21 protein-coding genes, 1 other RNA gene and 1 pseudogene are annotated in these 19081 nt (G+C 73.3%); 18 read left to right on the forward strand and 5 right to left on the reverse strand.

Annotated features, from left to right (window positions below; all coding sequences use genetic code 11):
* The first annotated feature begins 115 nt into the window (after positions 1 to 115).
* From ACPXCB_RS29760 to ACPXCB_RS29770, 3 genes are all read left to right on the forward strand, one after another.
* Positions 116 to 1444: a ferredoxin reductase family protein gene (locus tag ACPXCB_RS29760; RefSeq protein WP_425879276.1), complete on the forward strand. Its 1329-nt coding sequence runs from the start codon at positions 116 to 118 to the stop codon at positions 1442 to 1444.
* A 10-nt stretch (positions 1445 to 1454) separates the two neighbouring features.
* On the forward strand, positions 1455 to 2048 hold the full coding sequence (locus ACPXCB_RS29765; RefSeq protein ID WP_425879277.1) for an FMN-binding protein: 594 nt from the start codon (positions 1455 to 1457) through the stop codon (positions 2046 to 2048).
* Between the two features lie 85 nt (positions 2049 to 2133).
* Entirely contained in the window at positions 2134 to 2856 is a 723-nt protein-coding gene (locus ACPXCB_RS29770; RefSeq protein ID WP_425879278.1) for an FAD:protein FMN transferase, read from the forward strand.
* Positions 2857 to 2859: 3 nt separating this feature from the next.
* On the opposite strand, the gene ACPXCB_RS29775 is transcribed toward ACPXCB_RS29770, so the two are convergent.
* A complete protein-coding gene (locus ACPXCB_RS29775) occupies positions 2860 to 3018 on the reverse strand; it encodes a hypothetical protein (protein ID WP_158619084.1) in 159 nt (52 codons plus the stop codon).
* 81 nt (positions 3019 to 3099) lie between these two features.
* Positions 3100 to 3771 (reverse strand): bifunctional DNA primase/polymerase, encoded by a 672-nt coding sequence (locus tag ACPXCB_RS29780; RefSeq protein ID WP_132237270.1) that lies wholly within the window; start codon positions 3769 to 3771, stop codon positions 3100 to 3102.
* Positions 3772 to 4020: 249 nt separating this feature from the next.
* Here ACPXCB_RS29780 and ACPXCB_RS29785 point away from each other — a divergent pair, with 249 nt between their 5' ends.
* The 8 genes from ACPXCB_RS29785 to ACPXCB_RS29820 all read left to right on the forward strand — a co-directional run bounded on the left by ACPXCB_RS29785 (position 4021) and on the right by ACPXCB_RS29820 (position 11506).
* Positions 4021 to 5250, forward strand: coding sequence for a helix-turn-helix domain-containing protein (locus tag ACPXCB_RS29785; RefSeq protein WP_425879280.1), 1230 nt, complete (start codon positions 4021 to 4023; stop codon positions 5248 to 5250).
* 16 nt (positions 5251 to 5266) lie between these two features.
* Positions 5267 to 5839 carry a flavoprotein gene (locus ACPXCB_RS29790; protein ID WP_425879281.1) on the forward strand — a complete coding sequence of 191 codons (573 nt, stop codon included), beginning with the start codon at positions 5267 to 5269 and terminating at the stop codon, positions 5837 to 5839.
* A gap of 150 nt (positions 5840 to 5989) precedes the next feature.
* Positions 5990 to 6820 carry a Nif3-like dinuclear metal center hexameric protein gene (locus tag ACPXCB_RS29795; RefSeq protein ID WP_421458444.1) on the forward strand — a complete coding sequence of 277 codons (831 nt, stop codon included), beginning with the start codon at positions 5990 to 5992 and terminating at the stop codon, positions 6818 to 6820.
* The gene (locus tag ACPXCB_RS29800; protein WP_425879283.1) at positions 6817 to 7554 is read left to right on the forward strand and encodes a zinc ribbon domain-containing protein; all 738 of its coding nucleotides are present in this window, start codon (positions 6817 to 6819) and stop codon (positions 7552 to 7554) included. The genes ACPXCB_RS29795 and ACPXCB_RS29800 overlap by 4 nt, the downstream gene beginning before the upstream one ends.
* Before the next feature lie 3 nt (positions 7555 to 7557).
* Positions 7558 to 8778 (forward strand): bifunctional RNase H/acid phosphatase, encoded by a 1221-nt coding sequence (locus ACPXCB_RS29805; RefSeq protein WP_425879285.1) that lies wholly within the window; start codon positions 7558 to 7560, stop codon positions 8776 to 8778.
* A 160-nt stretch (positions 8779 to 8938) separates the two neighbouring features.
* A complete protein-coding gene (locus ACPXCB_RS29810; RefSeq protein ID WP_425879287.1) occupies positions 8939 to 9220 on the forward strand; it encodes a DUF3311 domain-containing protein in 282 nt (93 codons plus the stop codon).
* On the forward strand, positions 9220 to 10875 hold the full coding sequence (gene mctP / locus ACPXCB_RS29815) for a monocarboxylate uptake permease MctP (RefSeq protein WP_425879288.1): 1656 nt from the start codon (positions 9220 to 9222) through the stop codon (positions 10873 to 10875). The genes ACPXCB_RS29810 and mctP overlap by 1 nt, the downstream gene beginning before the upstream one ends.
* 85 nt (positions 10876 to 10960) lie before the next feature.
* Entirely contained in the window at positions 10961 to 11506 is a 546-nt protein-coding gene (locus ACPXCB_RS29820) for a hypothetical protein (protein WP_425879290.1), read from the forward strand.
* Between the two features lie 72 nt (positions 11507 to 11578).
* On the opposite strand, the gene ACPXCB_RS29825 is transcribed toward ACPXCB_RS29820, so the two are convergent.
* On the reverse strand, positions 11579 to 12340 hold the full coding sequence (locus ACPXCB_RS29825; RefSeq protein ID WP_425879291.1) for a sulfite exporter TauE/SafE family protein: 762 nt from the start codon (positions 12338 to 12340) through the stop codon (positions 11579 to 11581).
* 103 nt (positions 12341 to 12443) lie between these two features.
* Between ACPXCB_RS29825 and rnpB the strand changes: the two genes are divergently transcribed.
* The 7 genes and pseudogenes from rnpB to ACPXCB_RS29860 all read left to right on the forward strand — a co-directional run.
* Positions 12444 to 12861: RNase P RNA component class A (rnpB, locus tag ACPXCB_RS29830), an RNA gene on the forward strand.
* Positions 12862 to 13492: 631 nt separating this feature from the next.
* Positions 13493 to 14080 carry a nucleoside monophosphate kinase gene (locus ACPXCB_RS29835; protein WP_425879292.1) on the forward strand — a complete coding sequence of 196 codons (588 nt, stop codon included), beginning with the start codon at positions 13493 to 13495 and terminating at the stop codon, positions 14078 to 14080.
* A 167-nt stretch (positions 14081 to 14247) separates the two neighbouring features.
* Positions 14248 to 15144, forward strand: a complete 897-nt coding sequence (locus ACPXCB_RS29840; protein ID WP_425879294.1) for a hypothetical protein — start codon at positions 14248 to 14250, stop codon at positions 15142 to 15144.
* A gap of 109 nt (positions 15145 to 15253) precedes the next feature.
* Positions 15254 to 16144 (forward strand): sulfotransferase domain-containing protein, encoded by an 891-nt coding sequence (locus ACPXCB_RS29845; protein ID WP_425879295.1) that lies wholly within the window; start codon positions 15254 to 15256, stop codon positions 16142 to 16144.
* Positions 16145 to 16174: 30 nt separating this feature from the next.
* Positions 16175 to 16528 carry a hypothetical protein gene (locus ACPXCB_RS29850; RefSeq protein ID WP_425879297.1) on the forward strand — a complete coding sequence of 118 codons (354 nt, stop codon included), beginning with the start codon at positions 16175 to 16177 and terminating at the stop codon, positions 16526 to 16528.
* Between the two features lie 9 nt (positions 16529 to 16537).
* On the forward strand, positions 16538 to 16999 hold the full coding sequence (locus ACPXCB_RS29855; RefSeq protein ID WP_425879299.1) for a hypothetical protein: 462 nt from the start codon (positions 16538 to 16540) through the stop codon (positions 16997 to 16999).
* A gap of 130 nt (positions 17000 to 17129) precedes the next feature.
* Positions 17130 to 17432: pseudogene (locus ACPXCB_RS29860) on the forward strand (glycogen debranching N-terminal domain-containing protein); the annotation flags it as partial.
* Positions 17433 to 17710: 278 nt separating this feature from the next.
* Here ACPXCB_RS29860 and ACPXCB_RS29865 read toward each other — a convergent pair.
* Positions 17711 to 18583, reverse strand: a complete 873-nt coding sequence (locus ACPXCB_RS29865; RefSeq protein WP_425879301.1) for a nucleotidyltransferase domain-containing protein — start codon at positions 18581 to 18583, stop codon at positions 17711 to 17713.
* Positions 18576 to 19073, reverse strand: coding sequence for an NUDIX hydrolase (locus tag ACPXCB_RS29870; RefSeq protein WP_393165003.1), 498 nt, complete (start codon positions 19071 to 19073; stop codon positions 18576 to 18578). Before ACPXCB_RS29870 ends, ACPXCB_RS29865 begins: the two co-directional genes overlap by 8 nt.
* Positions 19074 to 19081: the final 8 nt, after the last annotated feature.

Raw genomic sequence — 19081 nt, forward strand, 5'->3', positions numbered from 1 at the left:
CCCGCCGCTTCCGGGGGCGGGTGTGCCGACCCCGCCCCCCCGCCCGCCGCCGCCCCGGCGGGGCCCGCCCGCGCCGGGGGGGGGGGCCCGGCCGGCTGCGGACGTACGCCCCCTGGTGCCGCCGCGACGCGGGCCCGGCGGCCGGCGGCTGCTGGCCGCGCTGCTCGTCGTCGGCCTGCTCGCCAGCGTGCTGCCCTGGTGGCTGGACACCCCGCCCGGATCGCTGCGGACGACGGCCACCACCGTGACCGCCGCCGGCCGGATCACCGGGTTGGTCGCCGGCTACCTGCTGCTCGTGCAGGTGCTGATGATGAGCCGCCTGCCGATCCTGGAGCGGTGGGCCGGCGGCGAGCGGATCGCCCGCTGGCACCGCGACGTCGGGGCCACCCTGCTGGTGGCCGTGCTCGCGCACGCGTCGCTGATCCTGGTCGGCTACGCCGACCTCGAGGACAACCCGGTGCTCACCGAGGCCGGCGTGCTGCTGCGCGACTACGAGGACATGGTCTCCGCGTTCGCCGCCGCCGGCATCCTGGTGCTGGTCGGCCTCACCAGCGTCCGGGCGATCCGGACCGCGTTGCCCTACGAGCTGTGGCACGCCCTGCACCTGTCGAGCTACGCGGTGCTGCTGCTCGGCTTCGCCCACCAGTTCAGCAACGGCGCGCAGCTGTTCCGGCCCGGCCCGGTGCGCACCTTCTGGATCGGCATGTACGTGCTGGTGCTCGCCGCCCTGCTCTGGGGCCGGGTCGTCGCGCCGCTGGCGTTCAACCTGCGGCACCGGCTGCGGGTCGCCGACGTGGTCGCGGAGAGCCCGGACACGATCTCGATCTACCTGACCGGTGACCGGCTGGAGCGGCTGGAGCTGCTGGGCGGGCAGTTCTTCCGCTGGCGGTTCCTCGCCCGGGGCTGCTGGTGGCAGGCGCACCCGTTCTCGGTCTCGGCCGCCGCCAACGGTCGCTGGCTGCGGCTCACCGTCAAGGTGGTCGGCAGGCACACCGCCGACCTGCGCGACCTCGAGGCGGGCACCCGGGTCTGGGCGGAGGGCCCGTCGGGCACCTTCACGGCCGCCCACCGCACCCGCGAACGGGCCCTGCTGATCGCCGGCGGCAGCGGGATCACCCCCATCCGGGCGATGCTGGAGGAGTTGCCGCCCGGCGCCGCCCTGATCTACCGCGCCCGTACCCCGGACGACGTGCTGTTGCACCGCGAGCTGGACTGGCTCGCCGAGGCCCGGGACACCGCGATCTGGTACGTCGTCGGCTCCCGCCACGATCCCGGCCCCCGCCAGGTGATGAGCCCGGACGGGCTGCGCCGGCTGGTGCCCGACCTCGTCCGGCGCGACGTCTACCTCTGCGGGCCGCCCGGCCTGGTCGAGCAGTCGCTGCGGGTGCTCCGCGAGGCCGGCGTGCCCCGCCGGCAGATCCACCTGGCCACGTTCGAGCTGTAGGAAGGCTTCCATGCGTCGCGCCCTGCTCGCGATCACCGGCCTGGCGGCCGGCACCACCGCCATGGTGGTGCTGAAGGGCTCGCCGGGCACCAGTCCGGTCGCCCAGGACCTGCCGGCGGCGCCCCCACCGGTGGTCCCCGCGCCGGCCGGCCCGACCCCAACCGGCGGCGGGGAGGTCTCCGCCGCGCCGTCGCCCAGCCGCACCGGCGCGTCCCCCCGGCCCGGCCGCACCGCCACCCGGGCGCCGGCGAGCCGGCCCAGCGCCACCACCCGGGCGCCGTCCGCGCCGCGCACCACCACGAAGCCGCCGCCCGCGCCGACCACCCGCACCGTCACGGGGCCGGTGGTGGAGAACGAGTACGGCAACGTCCAGGTGCAGATCACCCTGCGCGGGACGCGGATCGTCGACGTGGTGGCCCTGGAACTGCCCGAGGAGACCGCCCAGTCCGACCAGCGCAGCGAGCAGGTCGACGGCCGCTACAGCGGCACCTCGGGGCTGGTGGTGCAGCGGCAGAGCGCCGACGTGGACACCGTCTCCGGGGCGACCGCCACCAGCACCTCGTACAAGCAGTCGTTGCAAGCCGCGATCGACCGGGCGAGGTGACGTGCCGGTGCCGGCGGCGGGGCGGCGCGAGCCGGGCGGGTGTCCGCCGGCGACCAGGCCGGGGCTGCGCCGTATCGAGCAGGTCATGGGCACCGCGATCAGCCTCGACCTCGCCGACGACCTGCCCGCCGCCGAGCTGGCCGAGCTGGCCGGGGACGTGTTCGCCTGGCTGCGCGACGTGGACGCCCGGTTCAGCACGTACCGGGCCGACAGCGAGGTGTGCCGCGTCGACCGGGGCGAGCTGCCGCTCTCCGGGGCCGGTGCCGACCTGCGGGACGTGCTGGCGCGCTGCGCCGACCTGTGGAAGGCCACCGACGGCTTCTTCGACGCGTACGCCACCGGGCGGCTCGACCCGTCCGGTTACGTCAAGGGCTGGTCGGTGCAGGTCGCCTCGGACCGGCTGCTCGCCGCAGGGGCGGCGAACCACTGCCTGAACGCCGGCGGCGACGTGCGGGTACGCGGCCACTCGTCGACCGGGCAGCCGTGGCGGATCGGCGTCCGCCACCCGTGGGACGCGATGTCCACCTGCCTCGTGCTCACCGGCACCGACCTGGCCGTGGCCACGTCCGGCGTCTACGAGCGCGGCCACCACGTGCTCGACCCGCGCCGGGGCGTGCCGGCCCGGGGGCTGCGCTCGGTCACCGTGGTCGGGCCGGACCTGGGGCTGGCCGACGCGTACGCCACCGCGGCCGTCGCGATGGGCCTGGCCGGCATCGGCTGGCTGGACGGCCTGCCCGGGCACCAGCACGCGGTCGTCACCGACGACGCCCGCCTCCTGCACTCCACCGCCCTGCCCCTGGCCGGCTGACGGTCAGCGGAAGGGGCGGGTGGTGGCGGGGCGGGAGCCGAGGGGGCGGGGGCGGCCCGGGCGGGAGCCGACGGGACGGGTGACCGGCCAGCGGCGGCGCGGCCGGTGCCGGGGCGGCGGCTCCGCGCCGTCCGGCTGGCGCGCGGTGTCATCGGTGGACATGTAACCCCCCGCTCCCGGCGCGGGTGCGCCGTCGCCGTGCTCAACGAGCGCCGGCCCTCCGGCGTCGCTGCCGCGCCGCCGTCACATGCCCCGGCGCGGCAGTGGCAGGTGCCCGGGGAGCAGGTCGGAGGTGACCCTGACCCCGGTGGCCCGCAGTGCCTCGATCAGGGCGTTCTGCACCAGGTAGGAGTCGGGCAGTTGCCAGCGGGCCTGTTCGGGCGCGACCGCCCACCGGACGGTGCCCTCCGGCAGCCGGGTCGGTGGGGCCGGGATCCAGGAGCCGGGGCCGTGCCGGACCACGTGGAAGCAGTGGTCCAGCTCGGGGCGGAGCGGGTCGCCGGGGCGGACCAGGAACATCCACCGGCCGGTCGGGGTCACCAGCACCGGCCCGCGTACGCCGACGCCGGCCGGGTGCGTCCGGACCGCGTCCAGCACGTGCCGGCCGAGGTGCGTGGGGACCTCCAGCACGTCGAACGCCCGCCCGGTGGGCAGCAGCACCCCGTGCGGCCGGGTGCGCCACCACGTCGCGACCCGGGCCGGGTCGGCGCTCGCCGCGTGCTCCCAGTTCTCCAGGGCCGGGTGGCAGCCGACCGTCGGGCAGCCGGCCCGCCCGCAGACGAAGCGGCTGCGGGCGAGGCAGGCGCCGGGGGTGACGTCCCAGCCGTGCAGGGCGTACCGCACGGCCACCCGGCGCAGCCGCACCCGTTCCAACGGGGACAGTTGAACGACGCGCGGCGCGACATTCCCCCACATGTGCCATCTCCCCTCGCCGGACCCGGCCGGTGCCCAGGTCGCATGTCGAGCACCGTCACTGCCGTAACCCGCGATCGTTGAGCTGACGAACGGCTCGTGCAACTTGCACGAAAACTACGAGAACTGGCTGTACGGCTGACGCACACGCTGTGCGACCAGCGAAAACCTGAGACGTACGGATCGATCGCCGCACCCGGCAGGACCGGCCGGCACGCCCGCTCGAGCAGGCACAGGGGAAGGAACGGGTGGATGGACGAGTTACCCATCGGGCGGCGGGTGGCCTACTGGCGGGGGCGGCGCAAGATGTCGCAGCAGGTCTTCGCCGACCGGCTGGGCAAGTCGAAGAGCTGGGTGGACAAGGTCGAGCGTGGGGTGCGCCGGCTCGACAAGTTCTCCGTCCTCTACGAGATCGCCGACATCCTCCAGGTCGACGTGCAGTTGCTGCTCGGCAAGGACCCGGAGCGGCGTACGGACGCGCTGAACTGCATCGACCAGGTGGAGGTGCAGGAGATCCGGGCGGCCCTGGAGCGGTACGACTCGATGAGCGCCTACTTCGACGCCGCGCCGTGCCCGCCGCCCCTGGCCGACATGCGCAAGGCCGTCAGCCACGCCTGGCTCACCTACCAGTACGGCCGCTACGGGATGCTCACCCGGGCGCTGCCGAAGCTGCTGCGCGACGCCCAGGCCGCCGACGCCGGCCACGGCGGCGACCAGGCGGTCGAGGCGGCCCACCTGCTCGGGCAGGTCTACCAGATCGCCTCGTCGGTGCTGCGCAAGCTGGGCGAGTGCGACCTGGCCTGGCTGGCCGCCGACCGCTCGATGGCGGTGGCCCAGCGCGCCAACGACCCGCTGCTGGCCGGCATCGCCACCACCCGGGTCTGCAACGCGCTGGTGGCGATGGGCCGGCCCCGGCCCGCCCTCGAACTCAACGTCACCATCGCCAACCGGCTCGCCCCCGGCTGCGGCAACGCCGCCGACCCGGCCCTGCTCTCGGTCTACGGGATGCTGCTGCTCCAGGGGGCGATGGCCGCCGCCCGGATCGGCGACTCCGCCACGGTCGGCGACCTGATCAACGGGGCCCAGGAGGCCGCCGTCCTGCTGGGCGGCGACCACAACCACTACTGGACCTCGTTCGGGCCGACCAACGTGGAGCTGCACCGGGCGGCGGCGGCGGTCGAGCTCGGCGATGGGGGCCGGGCGGTCGAGGTGCACCAGCAGCGCATCCAGGAGCCGGCCTTCGGCGCCCTGCTGCCGGAACGCCGGGCCCACCACCTGCTCGACATCGCCCGGGGCTTCGCGCAGATCGGCGACGTGGCCAACGCCGGCGAGATGCTGCTGCGCGGCGACCGCCTCGCCCCGTCGGAGATCCGCTGCCGGCCGATCGCCCACGAGGTGATGTCGGACATCCTGCGTCGCACACGTGGTGCGCCGCCTTCTCCGATTGCGGAGTTGGCTGAGCACATGGGAGTTGGGGTATGAGCGCGGAGCCGGCCTGATGTCCGGCCCGCGCCCGAGCAGCGAGCGCCGTGAGGTGCTCTACGTCGTCGCCTGCGGTTCGCCGCTGGCCCGCCACGTCGGCCGGCTCGTCGAGCTGGCCCACCAGGACGGTTGGGACGTCTGCGTGGTCACCACGCCGGACGGCGCCAAGTTCGTCGACCGGGCCGCGCTGGCCCGGCAGACCGGCCATCCGGTCCGCACCCACTACAAGAATCCGGGCGATATCGACGTGCTGCCGCAGGCCGACGCGATGATCGTCTGCCCGGCGACGGTCAACACCGTCAACAAGTGGGCGGCCGGGATCACCGACACACTGGCCCTCGGGCTGCTGGTGGAGGCGCAGGGCCTGGGCGTGCCGGTGGTGGCGGTGCCGTACACGAACGCGGCGATGGCGGCCCACCCGGCCTTCCGGGCGGGCATCGCCCGGCTCGCGGAGTGGGGGGTCACGGTGCTCTTCGGCGACGACGTCTTCCCGTTGCACCCGCCGGGCACCGGCGAGCGGCACGTGCACGCCTTCCCGTGGGCCCTGGGTCTGGCCGCCGTACGGGACCGCCTCTGCCCCGTCGCCTGACGTGTGAGGAAGGGTCTCTTGCAATGCGAGAGGCCCCTCCTCACACCCGGGACACGCCGCCGCGTCGGTGGGCGCGGCCCCCGGCCACAGCCTGCGCCGGTAAGCTGGCCCGCCGTGAGCACCAACGCAGTCCCGCCGACCGTCGCCGACGTGGTCGCCGAGCTGGAGCGACGCTATCCGCCGGCCTGGGCCGAGGACTGGGACCGGGTCGGGCTGGTGCTCGGCGAGCCGTGCGCCCCGGTGCGCCGGGTCCTCTGCGTCGTCGACGTGGTGCCGGAGACGGTCGCCGAGGCGCTCGACGCCGGCGTCGACATGATCGTCGCCCACCATCCGCTGCTGCTGCGCGGCGTCTCCTCGGTGGCCCCCACGACCTTCAAGGGCCGGATCGTCCACCGGCTGATCAAGTCCGACGTGGCGTTGTACGTCGCGCACACCAACGCCGACGTGGCCGCCCCGGGGGTCTCCGACGCCCTCGCGGCCCGGTTCGGGCTGACCGGGCTGCGCCCGCTGCACCGGCCCGCACCCGGAACGCCCGCGCACGGCGACGGCCGGGGGATCGGCCGGATCGGCGAGCTGCCGGAGCCGATGACGCTGGCGGAGCTGACCCGGCACGCCGCCGCCGTACTGCCCGCCACCGCCTGGGGAGTTCGCGCCGCCGGGGACCCCGGGCGTATGGTTCGTACCCTCGCGGTCAGCGGCGGCGCGGGGGACGGCTTCCTCGCCGACGCGACCGCGGCCGGGGTGGACGCGTTCCTCACCGCCGACCTGCGCCACCACCCGGCCGGCGAGCACCTGGCCGCCGACGGCCCGGCCCTGCTCGACGCCGCCCACTGGGCGACGGAACGACCGTGGCTGGACGACCTGGCCGTCCTCCTGCGGGAGGCGACGGGTGTCGAGACGCTGGTGTCCGACCTGGCCACCGACCCGTGGACCGTACACGCCGCCCCACCCGCGGTGGACGACAAGGAGCCCCGACCGTGAAGGCTGACCCCCAGGTCCAGCGCCGCCTGCTCGACCTCCAGGCGATCGACACCTCCCTCGTCCAGCTCGCCCACCGGCGCCGTTCGCTGCCCGAGCGGGCCGAGCTGGACGCGCTGGCCCGGGAGCTGTCCGCGCTGGAGGACGAGCGGGTCCGCGCCCAGGTGGCGGTCGACGACCTGGACCGGGACATCGCCCGCATGGAGAAGGACGTCGACCAGGTGCGGGCCCGCAAGTCCAAGAACGAGGCCCGGCTCGCCGCCGGCACCGGCCCGGCCCGGGAGCTGGAGGCACTCCAGCACGAGCTGGTCTCGCTCAACCGCCGCCAGGGCGACCTGGAGGACGCCGAGCTGGAGCTGATGGAGCAGCGGGAGACGGCCCAGGGCGTGCTGGACGGCGTCGAGCAGCGGCTCGCCGAGGTGCGGGAGAAGCGCGACGCCGCCGAGCGGCGCCGCGACGAGAGCCTGGCCGAGATCGCCAAGGAGGAGGAGTTCAAGCGCGGCGCCCGCCAGCCGCTGGCGGGCGACCTCCCGACCGACCTGGTGCAGCTCTACGACAAGATCCGCGAGGACACCGGGCTCGGCGCGGCGCTGCTGACCGCCGGCCGGTGCGGCGGCTGCCGCCTGACGCTCTCCGGCGCCGACGTGGCCCGGATCCGCAAGGCCGACCCGGACGAGGTCGTCCGCTGCGAGGACTGCCGACGGATCATGGTCCGTACCAACGAGTCCGGCCTGTAGCCCGTGGCGCCGCGCGTGGTCGTCGTCGAGGCCGACGGCGGATCCCGGGGCAACCCCGGCCCGGCCGGCTACGGCGCGGTGGTCCGCGACGCGGACACCGGTGAGGTGCTGGCCGAGCGGGGCGAGTCGATCGGCGTCGCCACCAACAACGTCGCCGAGTACCGGGGGCTGATCGCCGGGCTGGAGGCCGCCGCCGAGCTGGGTGCCGCCGAGGTCGAGGCCAGGATGGACTCGAAGCTGGTGGTCGAGCAGATGTGCGGCCGCTGGCAGATCAAGCACCCCGGGCTGCGTCCGCTCGCCGCGCAGGCCGCCGGACTGGTCAACCGCTTCGCCGCCGTACGGTTCCACTGGATTCCCCGGGAACGCAACCGGCACGCCGACGCCCTCGCCAACGCCGCCATGGACGCCGCCGCCGGCAAGGCGCCGGCCCGGGCCGCCGTCGCGCCGCCGCGCGTCGTGGAGCCGCCGCGCGAGGTCGCCGGTCCCGACTCGCCGGCCCGCGCGAGGGCCCGGGAGGTGGCTGCCCGCGCCGCGTCGGCGACGACCACCGGCACCGACCCGGCGACCGCGCCCGCCTCCTGGGAGCCGCGGCCGAGCTTCACCGCCACCCGGCTCGTCCTCGTCCGGCACGGCGAGACGGCCTTCACCGAACAGCGCCGCTACTCCGGCCGCGGCGACGTGCCGCTCTCCGAGCGCGGCCGGGCCCAGGTCCGGGCCACGGCCGCCCGGGTGGCCGCGCTGGCCCCGACCGTCGCGGCCGTGGTCAGCTCGCCCCTGTCCCGGTGTACGGCGACCGCCGAGGCGATCGCCGGGGCGCTCGGCGGCGTGCCGGTGCGCCGCGAGGACGACCTGATCGAGTGCGACTTCGGGGCCTGGGAGGGGCGCACCTTCGCCGAGGTCCGCCAGGAGTGGCCGGGCGAGATGGACGCCTGGCTGGCCTCGACCCGGGTGGCCCCGCCGGGCGGCGAGTCGTTCGTCGACGTCGCCGAGCGCTGCCGTCGCGTGGTCGACGGGCTGTGCCGGGCGTACCCGGGGGAGACCGTGGTGGTGGTCTCGCACGTCTCGCCGATCAAGCTGGTGCTGCGCGACGCCCTCGCGGCCGGCGACGGCTTCCTGCACCGGCTGTTCCTGGACGCGGCCGGCATCTCGGTGCTCGACACGTGGCCCGACGGCGGCGTGGCCGTCCGTACGGTCAACGACACCGCGCACCTCGCCGGGATCTGAGCCGGGCGGGCCGCCGTCCGGCCGCCCGGGGTCGCCGTTCGGCGCACGCCGTCCGCCGTTCGGCGCAGCAACTTCCTCCCGTAGAACGTGACCCGGGTCACAGGGTCGTAGCCTCCGGCCGTCATCAGTGTCGATCTACGACTCGCGGAGGTTTGTCGCAATGGCCGCACCCGAACCGGAGGCGCCGACAGCGTCGCGCTCCAGGGCGAAGGACCACAGCCCCTGGAACTGGTTGCTCTTCATCCCCATCGTGGTGCCCCTGATCCCGGTCTTCTTCAACGCCGACTCGCCCCGGTTCCTCGGCTTCCCGCGCTTCTACTGGCTCCAGCTCGTCTACATCCTGCTCGGCGTGGCCACCACCACGCTGGTGTACCAGATGACGAAGAAGCGGGCCGGCGCGCCGTCGGACGGGCCGGGCGACACGGCGGCGGGTGATCGCTGATGTGGCGCGACCACCTCACCGAGATCATCGTCTTCTCGGTGCTCTTCCTGCTGGTCAGCGGGATGGGATTCGTGGCGGCCCGGTGGCGGGCCCCGAAGGACATGGCCCACCTCGACGAGTGGGGGCTGGGCGGGCGCAACTTCGGCGGCTGGATCACCTGGTTCCTGGTCGGCGGTGACCTGTACACCGCGTACACCTTCGTGGCGGTGCCGGCGCTGATGTTCGGTGCCGGCGCGGCCGGCTTCTTCGCCGTCCCCTACACCATCGTCATCTACCCGCTGGTGTTCCTGGTGCTGTGCCGGCTCTGGTCGGTCTCGCACCGGCACGGCTTCGTCACCCCCGCGGACTTCGTCCGCAAGCGGTTCGACTCGCCGGTGCTGGCGCTGCTGATCGCGATCACCGGCATCGTGGCGACGATGCCGTACATCGCGCTGCAACTGGTCGGCATCGAGGCGGTGCTCAAGACCATGGGGGTGACCGGCGAGAGCACGCTGGCCCGGCACCTGCCGATCATCATCGCCTTCGCGATCCTGGCCGCCTACACCTACCAGTCGGGGCTACGCGCGCCGGCGCTGATCGCGTTCGTCAAGGACACGCTGATCTACATCGTGATCCTGGTGGCGGTGCTCTACCTGCCGTACAAGCTCGGCGGCTGGGGCGAGATCTTCGACGCCGCGGAGGCCAAGTTCGACGCGTCGCCGAACCCCAACGACGGGGTGCTGCTCAACGCCAACAACCAGCTCCAGTACGTCACGCTGGCGTTCGGCTCGGCGCTGGCGCTGTTCCTCTACCCGCACAGCATCACCGGCGTGCTGGCCAGCCGGAACCGCGACGTGATCAAGCGGAACATGTCGGCGCTGCCCGCGTACAGCCTGCTGCTCGGCCTGATCGCGCTGCTCGGCTTCATGGCCATCGCGGCCGGGGTGAAGCCGCTGCCCGGGTCGAAGGAGGGCACCGTGGACAGCAACACGGTGGTGCCGGTCCTGTTCGACCAGCAGTTCCCCGACTGGTTCGCCGGTGTCGCGTACGCGGCCATCGGCATCGGCGCGCTGGTGCCGGCGGCGATCATGTCGATCGCGGCGGCGAACCTGTTCACCCGCAACATCTACAAGGAGTACCTGAAGCGGGACGCCAGCCCCGCGCAGGAGGCGAACGTCTCCAAGATCACCTCGCTCGTGGTGAAGGTCGGCGCGGTGGCGTGCATCGTCTTCCTCGACCCGCAGTTCTCCATCGACCTCCAGCTCATCGGCGGCGTGATCATCCTCCAGACGCTGCCAGCGGTGGCCCTCGGCCTCTACACCCGCTGGTTCCACCGGGGGGCGCTGATCGGCGGCTGGATCGCGGGCATGGGGCTCGGCATGTGGATGCTCTACCAGATCCCGAACGCCGCGACCGGCCGCAAGCACTTCGGCGGCTCGGCGTTCCCGCTGGCCGACTTCGGCTTCGACACCCCGAAGACGATCTACGTCGGGATCGTGGCGGTGCTGGTCAACCTCGGGGTCGCGGCGCTGCTCACGGTGGTGCTGCGGGCGGCGAAGGTGCGCGACGGCGGCGACGGCACCACGTCGGACGACTACTTCGCCGACGAGGGCGACCCGCGCGTCGTGCCCGGCCCGCACCGCGACGCCGACGCCGCCCCGGAACCGGTCGCCTGAACCTCTCCCGGGACCGCGTCGCCCCCGGCCCCCTGCGGTCGGGGGCGACGCGGCGGAGGTGGACGCCCTTCGTACGCTGACGCCCATGACGAGACGCGCGCTGATGGCCGTCCTCGGCGGCTCCGCCGCGCTGCTGCTGCTGGCGGTCGTCGGGTGCGTGGGGGCCGCGATCCGGGCCGTCGGCAACGACCCGGGCGACACGCCCGAGTGCCGGGAGACGGTGCGCGCCGAGGAGGCGAAGGTGCGCACGAAGCGGTGGGATCCGCCCGAGGAACTGCCGGGCCTCGGCGACTACCCGGAGATCCACTGGCAGGTGCGTTCCCTCTCGGGCGAGCCGTGCGGCCGCGCGCCGGGCCCGGTGGACTGGGCGTACCAGGGCGTGGTCCGGCTGCGTCCGGCGGACGCGCGGACGCTGGCGCAGCGGTACGGCTTCGTGCCGTACGCGTCCGCTGTCCCGGCGCCCCTCACCAGCCCGGCGGACGCGTGGCCCGCTCTCGCGCCGTTCCTGCCGGCCGCGCCCCGGTGGCTGCACAGCCGGGCGTACGACGAGGTGAACCCGGCCACTCGGTGGCGGACCGCCTTCCTGGACGTCGAGCACCGGACGCTCTTCTTCACGCTCCAGGACCACTAGCCGCCCGGGCGTGCGTCCTTCGCCCGCCCGGTCACCTGTCCAGCCTCCCGGCCGGGCACCTGTCGCCGAGGCTCAGCCCAGCGCGCGCCAGAGCAGGTAGAGCCCGATCGACGTGCCGAAGACCACGATCAGCACCTTGAGCACCACCGGCGGCAGCCGGCGCACCAGCCGCGCGCCGGCGTACCCGCCGACCAGCGTCGCCGGCGCGACCACCGCCACGGCCGCCCAGTTCACCGGCCCGAACAGTGAGAACACCACGAGCGTGGTCAACCCGACCAGGGCGGAGAGCAGGTTCTTCAGCGCGCTCACCCGCGCCAGCGTCGCGTCCAGCACCAGGGCCAGGCCCGCCACCAGCATCACCCCGAGCGCCGCGCCGAAGTAGCCGCCGTACACCGCGCCGACGGCGACCATGGCCTGCACGGTGACCGTACGGCGGCGCGGCGCCAGGTCGCGCGGATGCCCGACGAGCCGGCGCAGCGGATCCTGGAACGCCAGCACCGCCGTCGCCCCGAGCACCAGGAAGGGCACCACCAGCTCGAACGCCCGGGCCGGCGTGGCCAGCAGCAGCAGGGCGCCGACGATCGTGCCGACGATCGTGGTGGGCACCAGCGTGGCCAGCATCCGCCGGGGCGGCAGGTCCTGCCGGCTGCCCGCCACGCTCGCCACGTACCCCGGAAAGACCGCGACCGAATTGCTCACGTTGGCCGGCACCGGCGGCAGGCCCACCGCGATCATCGCCGGGAAGGTGATGAGCGAGCCCCCGCCGGCCACCGCGTTGACCGTGCCCGCGGCGAGACCGGCGGCGAGCAGCAGCGCGGCGTCGGAGACATCCATGGTCACCAGAGGCTAGTACCCGCCTCCGGCAGGACGGGTGCCGGTCGGCCCCGGGGTGGCAATGGGCGCGGCCGTGGCGTCGTTAGGATGGATGCGCGACGGACGAGTCGACCGGGCGGTCGCGTCGGCGGGCTCCGGCCCGCCGCCGAGGAACGTCCGGACTCCACAGGGCAGGGTGGTTGCTAACGGCAACCCGGGGCGACCCGCGGGACAGTGCCACAGAAAACAGACCGCCGACCCCACCGGGGACGGTAAGGGTGAAACGGTGGGGTAAGAGCCCACCAGCACCCCGGGTGACCGGGGTGGCTCGGTAAACCCCACCCGGAGCAAGGCCAAGCAAGGGCCGTCACCAGAGATGATGACGACCCGGCGCAGACGCTTGAGGGCTGCCCGCCCGATGTCTGCGGGTAGGCCGCTCGAGCCTGCCGGCGACGGTAGGCCTAGATGGATGGCCGCCGCCGACGCGAGCCCCTCGGGGCGCGCGCCGGTCACAGAATCCGGCGTACAGGTCGACTCGTCCGTCGCCCACCAGCTCAGAGGCCTGATCGAGGCTCTGAGCTGGTTCTATTTCCGGACGCCGATGGTCGTCCTTGGTCAACTTTGGCCGGCGTTTGACGCCCTAAGGACGCCCTGACGCCCTGAAGGCGCCCTGAGTGCGGGCTCAATCGACCTTGCCTCGGGCGGGGCGGGCTGCGCCGTCGTGGGGGGCCTTTGCGGGGTCGGACTTAACCATTCCTGCGTGGGGTCGGCGGTTGCGGGGGAGGGGCGGGCACGTCCTGGCGGTGGAGCTGGTGCCGCGCCCCGGTGACCCGGTGGCAAGCCAGTCCCGGGGTTGGACTGGCGCGGCAGCCGGAAGCCCCGACCACTCGACCAAGCCGACCCGCCGGCTTCCGTCACGGCCTTGCTGGGGGCTGGTTCCTGGGCGTGGTGGGGGCGGTGTCCCGGCGGCTGTCGGTGGCTTCCCGCCGGCCGGGCTTGCCGCCCCGCACCGCGCGGAGCGCGGTGCCTTGATCCCAAACAGAGCAATTCGGCAGCGCCCTCTATCGCTCATTTGTCATGTCCCGGCTGATGCTTTACACCTGCGTCCCACCTGATGCTTTACGTGTGCTGCTAGCTTTGCCCTTCGCTGGCCACTCGCATATGGGAGCACGCATGCCGAACGTTGCCCTCATCGCCGGGCCGCTAGTCGACCTGTCCTCCGCTGCGTCGGTTCTGGCAGAAGCGACCGGCCTACAGGTCGTCAGCCCGGGCAACGTCTGCCGTGAGCACGTGCAACTGAGGAGGCCGCTAGGCGAACAGATGAGCCGCTATATGCAGACCGGCCACCTTGTCCCGGATGAGCTGACCACGAAGGCCATCGCTGACGCCCTAGCCGACGTGGATGGCGGCTGGCTCCTGTGCAACTACCCGCGCAGGATCGGCCAGGCGGAGTTGTTAGCGCAGAGCGGCCATGGACCTGACACGGTGATCGGGCTCGTCTTGACTGAGGACGAGATCGGCCTCGCGGTCCGTCGCCGGGTAGAACGCCAGATAGAGCTGGACCCTCAGCAAGCCGAGCGACGCCAAGAGTTGCAGCGGATGTACTTGTTCTATCAAGAGGACTACCAGGATCAGGTCGAGCCGCTGTGCGGTTACTACCGGACGCGCGGCGTGTTGCGGACCACCAGTGGGTCCGGCGACTACGAGGACGTAGCGGCGAGGCTGCTTCCGATCGCTTCCGATGATCAAGGCCACCCGTGAAGCACGTCCTGGGACGGAAACGTCAAGCATCAGGTGGGACTCGACATGTGACGCGTCGCCGTGTCCCGTGGCCGTGCAGCGTTATCGGCGGTTGAACTCGATCGGTAGAAGCCGAAGAACGCTTCCTGCTTGTTGATGATGATGAGCTTGAACAGCGGGGCGACCCTGTGGACGCGTACCTCGGTGGTGGCGGTCTTGACCAGTCCGAGGTCGGCAAGTTCCTGGGCGGCGTCGGTGAGGGCGTGGATCCACCGGTCGGTGATGCGGCGGGCTCGTGCGACGCGGACCCGGATCGACTCCGGGATGTCCCGGTGGCTGTCAGTGGCTCATTTGTCCCTTCGCGGGACAGGGTTGACACTCACGTCCATCGCAGGCTTTACGCCTGCGGCTACTCTCGCTCGGTGAGTTTCGGCACGTACGCGCGGAGGGTCCGCGACAGGTCACTGCCCTACGGTCTGCGGGTGTCGGCGCTGCGGTCCTGCGTTCAGCTGTACAAGCCGATCGGATTCCACGCCACGTTGGGCTTCCTTGAGGAAGTCGCGGGGTCGTACCAACGGGATGAGGCTGCTCTCCTAAGGGCACTCGACGCCGTAGAGGCAAGCCGTGCGCGGTGGCATGCCGACATGCGCGAGTACGCCTGCAGGCGCCGGCAGGCAAAGCACCGCGGCCATCGGACCCCTCCCACTTACGAGCTCAACCCGAACGGCTGTCCCCGGATCTGGTACGGCGCGGCCAGGCCGGCGGCCCTGTACGCCTTGAGGTTCTGGAGCCGCAGCCGGCTTCCAGCCCTGACAGCGACATCGGACGAGATTGCCAGCGCCACCGGCGCCATCGTTGTCGCCGCACTGTCCTCGAATGGTGACCTGGCCACACAACAGCGCCGGCTTCTCGATGTCATTGTTGCGGAGCTTCAGCGACGCATGCGGTCTGATCTTTGGTCCCGCGACCAAGTTGCCTACTTCCGGGCCTCAGACCTGTTGACGGTCGCTCATCTGGTGGAGACTGCGTGCGACAACGGGGCAGGCTCACCTGACGCTCGTGTCCCACCTGATGCCCCGACATGATCTTGAAGGAGAGCCGCGGAGGCCTCCGGGTTCGAGACCGAGGCAAGCAGCACGACAGATCCGGAAATGAGGAAGCGGACAGGCATGTCCGGCCTCTAGGCTCGCTCGGATGGCGACCCCGGTGCGTTACCGATCCCCGGAGGAGGACAGCGGCAGGTGGCTGGCCTTCCCGTTCCGCCGCGGCGACATCGTCATCAGCACCCGCTCGAAGAGCGGCACCACCTGGATGCAGATGATCTGCGCGCTGCTGGTCTTCCAGACAGCCGACCTGCCGGCGCCGTTGGCGCAGTTGTCCCCCTGGCTCGACTGGCTGCCCGCTCCGCAGCGGCAGGTGTACGACCATCTCGCCGCCCAGGAGCACCGGCGCTTCATCAAGACGCACACGCCACTGGACGGGGTGCCGATCGAGCCGCACGTGTCGTACATCGTGGTGGCGCGGCATCCGCTGGACATGGCGGTGTCCCTGTACCACCAGAGCGAGAACCTCGACCGGGAACGATTGCGTCAGATCACCGGCCAACCGCGGTCCGGTGACGCACCGCCGGCACGGCTTCCTCTGCGTTCCTGGTTGGTGCGGTGGACCGAGCGCGACACCGATCCGCAGGAGGCGTTGGACTCGTTGCCCGGTGTGTTCTGGCATCTGACCGATGCCTGGCGGCGCCGGGGGGAGCCGAACGTGCTGCTGGTGCACTACGACGATCTCCTGGCCGACCTGGTTGGACAGATGCGGCGGATCGCCGCCTGGCTGAGGGTCGAGGTGCCAGCCGAGCGGTGGGCGACCCTGGTGGAGGCCGCCACGTTCGCCGCGATGCGCGAGCGGTCCCAGGCCCTGGTGCCCGATGCCATGGGGGTGCTGAAAGACCATCAGGCCTTCTTCCGAAGGGGCCGGTCGGGTGCTGGACGAGCGCTGTTGAGCACCGAGGAACTCAGCCGTTACCACCGGCGCGCGGCCGAGATGGCCCCACCGGATCTGTTGGCCTGGCTGCACCGGGAACGTTAGCCCGGGGCTGGTTGGTGCGGGTGTTGGCCGGTGCGGCAGTCGGAAGCCTCGACCTCGACGGCGGTCAGGGCTCGGCTTCCGGGCTGGCGCAACGCCACCGAGGGACCGGCGGACCTCGATGCCGCGCTCTGCGCGGTCATTCTCGCCCAGGTGGCCGTCGAGGAGGCGCATCCTCTGGCGTCGTCGGCCGCAACGCTGCTGGCCGCCTTCGTCGACCGCGTCGGCGGCCGTGTGCTGACCACGCTGGACCAGGCCGTGGCGAGACGGCGCAACGATCCGGCGCTCACCAGCGGCGAGCGGGAGCGGCTCGACGCCGCTGCCGCCCTCATCACCGGTCGCCGGTGGGGCCGGGAGACGAGAGGCGCTGCCCGTCCGGGCGCATAGGATCCGGCGATGACCGATGAGCCGTTTGAGGCCGGTTCGCTGCCCGCCGGTCAGGAGCCGATGCGGCGGCCGCCCAGCATCGTCATCAGCATCGTGCTGCTCGCGCTCTGGTGGGCGTACACCATCGCCGTGGCCGTCGCGTTGCTCGGCGAGGTCGGCGGTGCGGGAAACTGGCTCGCCCTGGCCTGTTGCACGGCGGCGGCCGCAGCTGTGCTCCGGGGGCTCTGGCACGGCGGCCCGACGGCGTGGCGGGTGGTGCACGGGTTCGCCGCGCCGGTCGCCGTCGCGTTCCTGGTCGGGGCCGGCATCATGCTGCTCTTCGGGCCGCGCCTGGAGTCCCTGATCACGCCCCCGGTCGACCCGGCCTTCGCCGCGGCGACGGCGGGCGGGCTGCTGGCGGTGCTGGCGCTGTTGGTCAGCGGGCTCCTGGTCCGTGGCACGCCGGCCCGGGCCTGGTGCGGCCGCCGCTGACTCCTCACCTTGCCCGGCGGGGCGTCCGTGCCGGCGGGTGGAGTACGGCGCGGTCGGCGAGGATGGCGCGGCACGCACCTTCGCCGGCATTCTCCTGCTGCCCCTGACGTCGCCCCTCAGGCGCACCGTCCTGACGTCCACCGGCTACCTCTGGTACGAGCGACGCAACCGGGTCACCGGGCTGGAGAACCAGTGCTGGAAGGACTCGTGGGACAGCATCTCCTACGCCGACGGCAGGCTGCCGGGCTTCCCCAGGGCCACCTGTGAGGCCCAGGGCTACGCCTACGACGCCAAGATCCGGGCGGCGCGGCTGGCCCGTACGTTCTGGGACGACCCGGCCTACGCGGACCGGCTGGAAAGCGAGGCGGCGGCGCTGTACGAGCGCTTCAACCGCGACTTCTGGCTCGACGACCGGGGTTACTACGCGCTCGCCCGGCACCGCTTCGACCGGCCACGAGCCAACGGCGGCGGATCCGATCCGGGCCTTCCCTGAGCCGGAACGGCCCGTGCCGCCGCCGGGGCCGACCGATCCGGCACAGCATGTCGGGTGCGCCGACCTCCCGCGCGCCCAGCCACCGCTGCACGGGCGGCCCGGCCGTCGTTGCTGTCCGGAAAGGGAAGGAGAGCCGGGTGCTGGAGCGGCCCAACCGGGCCGTGGAGCACGTCGAGCGGCACCTCGATCCGCCGAACTCCGGATCCCGGTGGAGCCCGTCACCGGCTGATCTCGTCCAGCACACCGCGTTGGAAGGCGCGGGCCTCGGGCCCGCTCGGCGGCGGCCCGCCAACCCGCGCCGCTATCGACCGTTCGATCAGGTCCGCAGCCGCGCCGCCGGTCGGGCCGGCAGCCGCGCCGCCGGTCGGGCCGGCAGCCGCGCCGCCGGTCGGGCCGGCAGCCGCGCCGCCGGTCGGGTCGGCCGACCGGCTGGCGTCGACCAGCCGGCGGCCGGCGTCGACCTTCGACAGCCAGACGCCGTGCCGGACCTTGACCAGGGAGCGGCAGGCGCCGAGCACCGCGTCCTCGGCCCCCGGGGCGGGACCGTCGCCGGGCGGGGTCGGCAGGGCCAGCCACCAGCGCAGCGCGTCGGTCAGCAGGCGGCGCAGGTCGGTGGGGGAGAGGTCGGCGAAGGCCTCGGCGGCCGGCGGTCCGAGCAGCGCGTACCCGCACTGGTGCAGGATGCTGCGGTCCAGGCCGTACCAGAACAGGCCGTCCTCGGCGGGGCGGTCGGCGGCGGCCCACGTCGCCCGGAACGGCATCCGCGCCCCGGTGTTCAGCTCCACCTCGAACCCGGGTTCCGGCGTGCCGGAGCGGGCGACCGCCCGGCGGTACACGACCAGCTCCAGCCCGCGCGCGGGGCACGGCAGCGCCTCGTGCCGCAGCCGCGCCACCAGCTCCTGCCGGCGCCCGAGGTCGAGGGCGTCGGCGCAGACCAGCGCGACGTCGACGTCGCTGCGCCCCGGCTGGTACGCGCCCAGCCCGACCGAGCCGGCCGCGTACGCCCCGATGAGGTCGTCGCCGAGGACGTCGCGGGCGGCGGCGACCAGGTCGGCGAGGTAGCGGCGCAGGGGCGGGTCGAGGTCAGTCATCGGACTCGGCCCAGGCCGTCCCCGCGGGCAGGAACCACGCGGTCGTCTCCGGGCCGAGGGCGTGCGCGATGGTCAGCCGCGCGTGCCGGTCCAGCGCGGGCAGCCGGTCCGGCGGGAACCACTCCACGGCCACCGACTCGTCGTCGTTGACCCGGGCGGTGCCGGCGACCAGCCGGCAGTGGAAGCCGAGGTTGAGGAACTCGCACCGATCGCCGTTGGGGTAGGTCCGCGGGCGCGACACGACGCTGCTCAGGCGGACCGGCTCGACCTCCAGGCCCGTCTCCTCCCGCACCTCGCGGACCACCGCCGTGGCCGGCTGCTCGCCCGGCTCGACGATGCCGCTGACCACCGACCAGCGCCCGTCGTCGGCGCGCCTGCCGAGCAGGAGCTCGCCGGCGTCGTTGCGTACCACCGCGCTCACGCTCGGCAGCAGGAGCAGGTCGTGGCCGACGCGCTCGCGCAGCCGCAGGATGTGGTCCGGAACGCCCATCCGGCGAC

The sequence above is a fragment of the Micromonospora sp. DT62 genome, from assembly GCF_049847285.1.
Classification (GTDB): Bacteria; Actinomycetota; Actinomycetes; order Mycobacteriales; family Micromonosporaceae; genus Micromonospora; species Micromonospora reichwaldensis.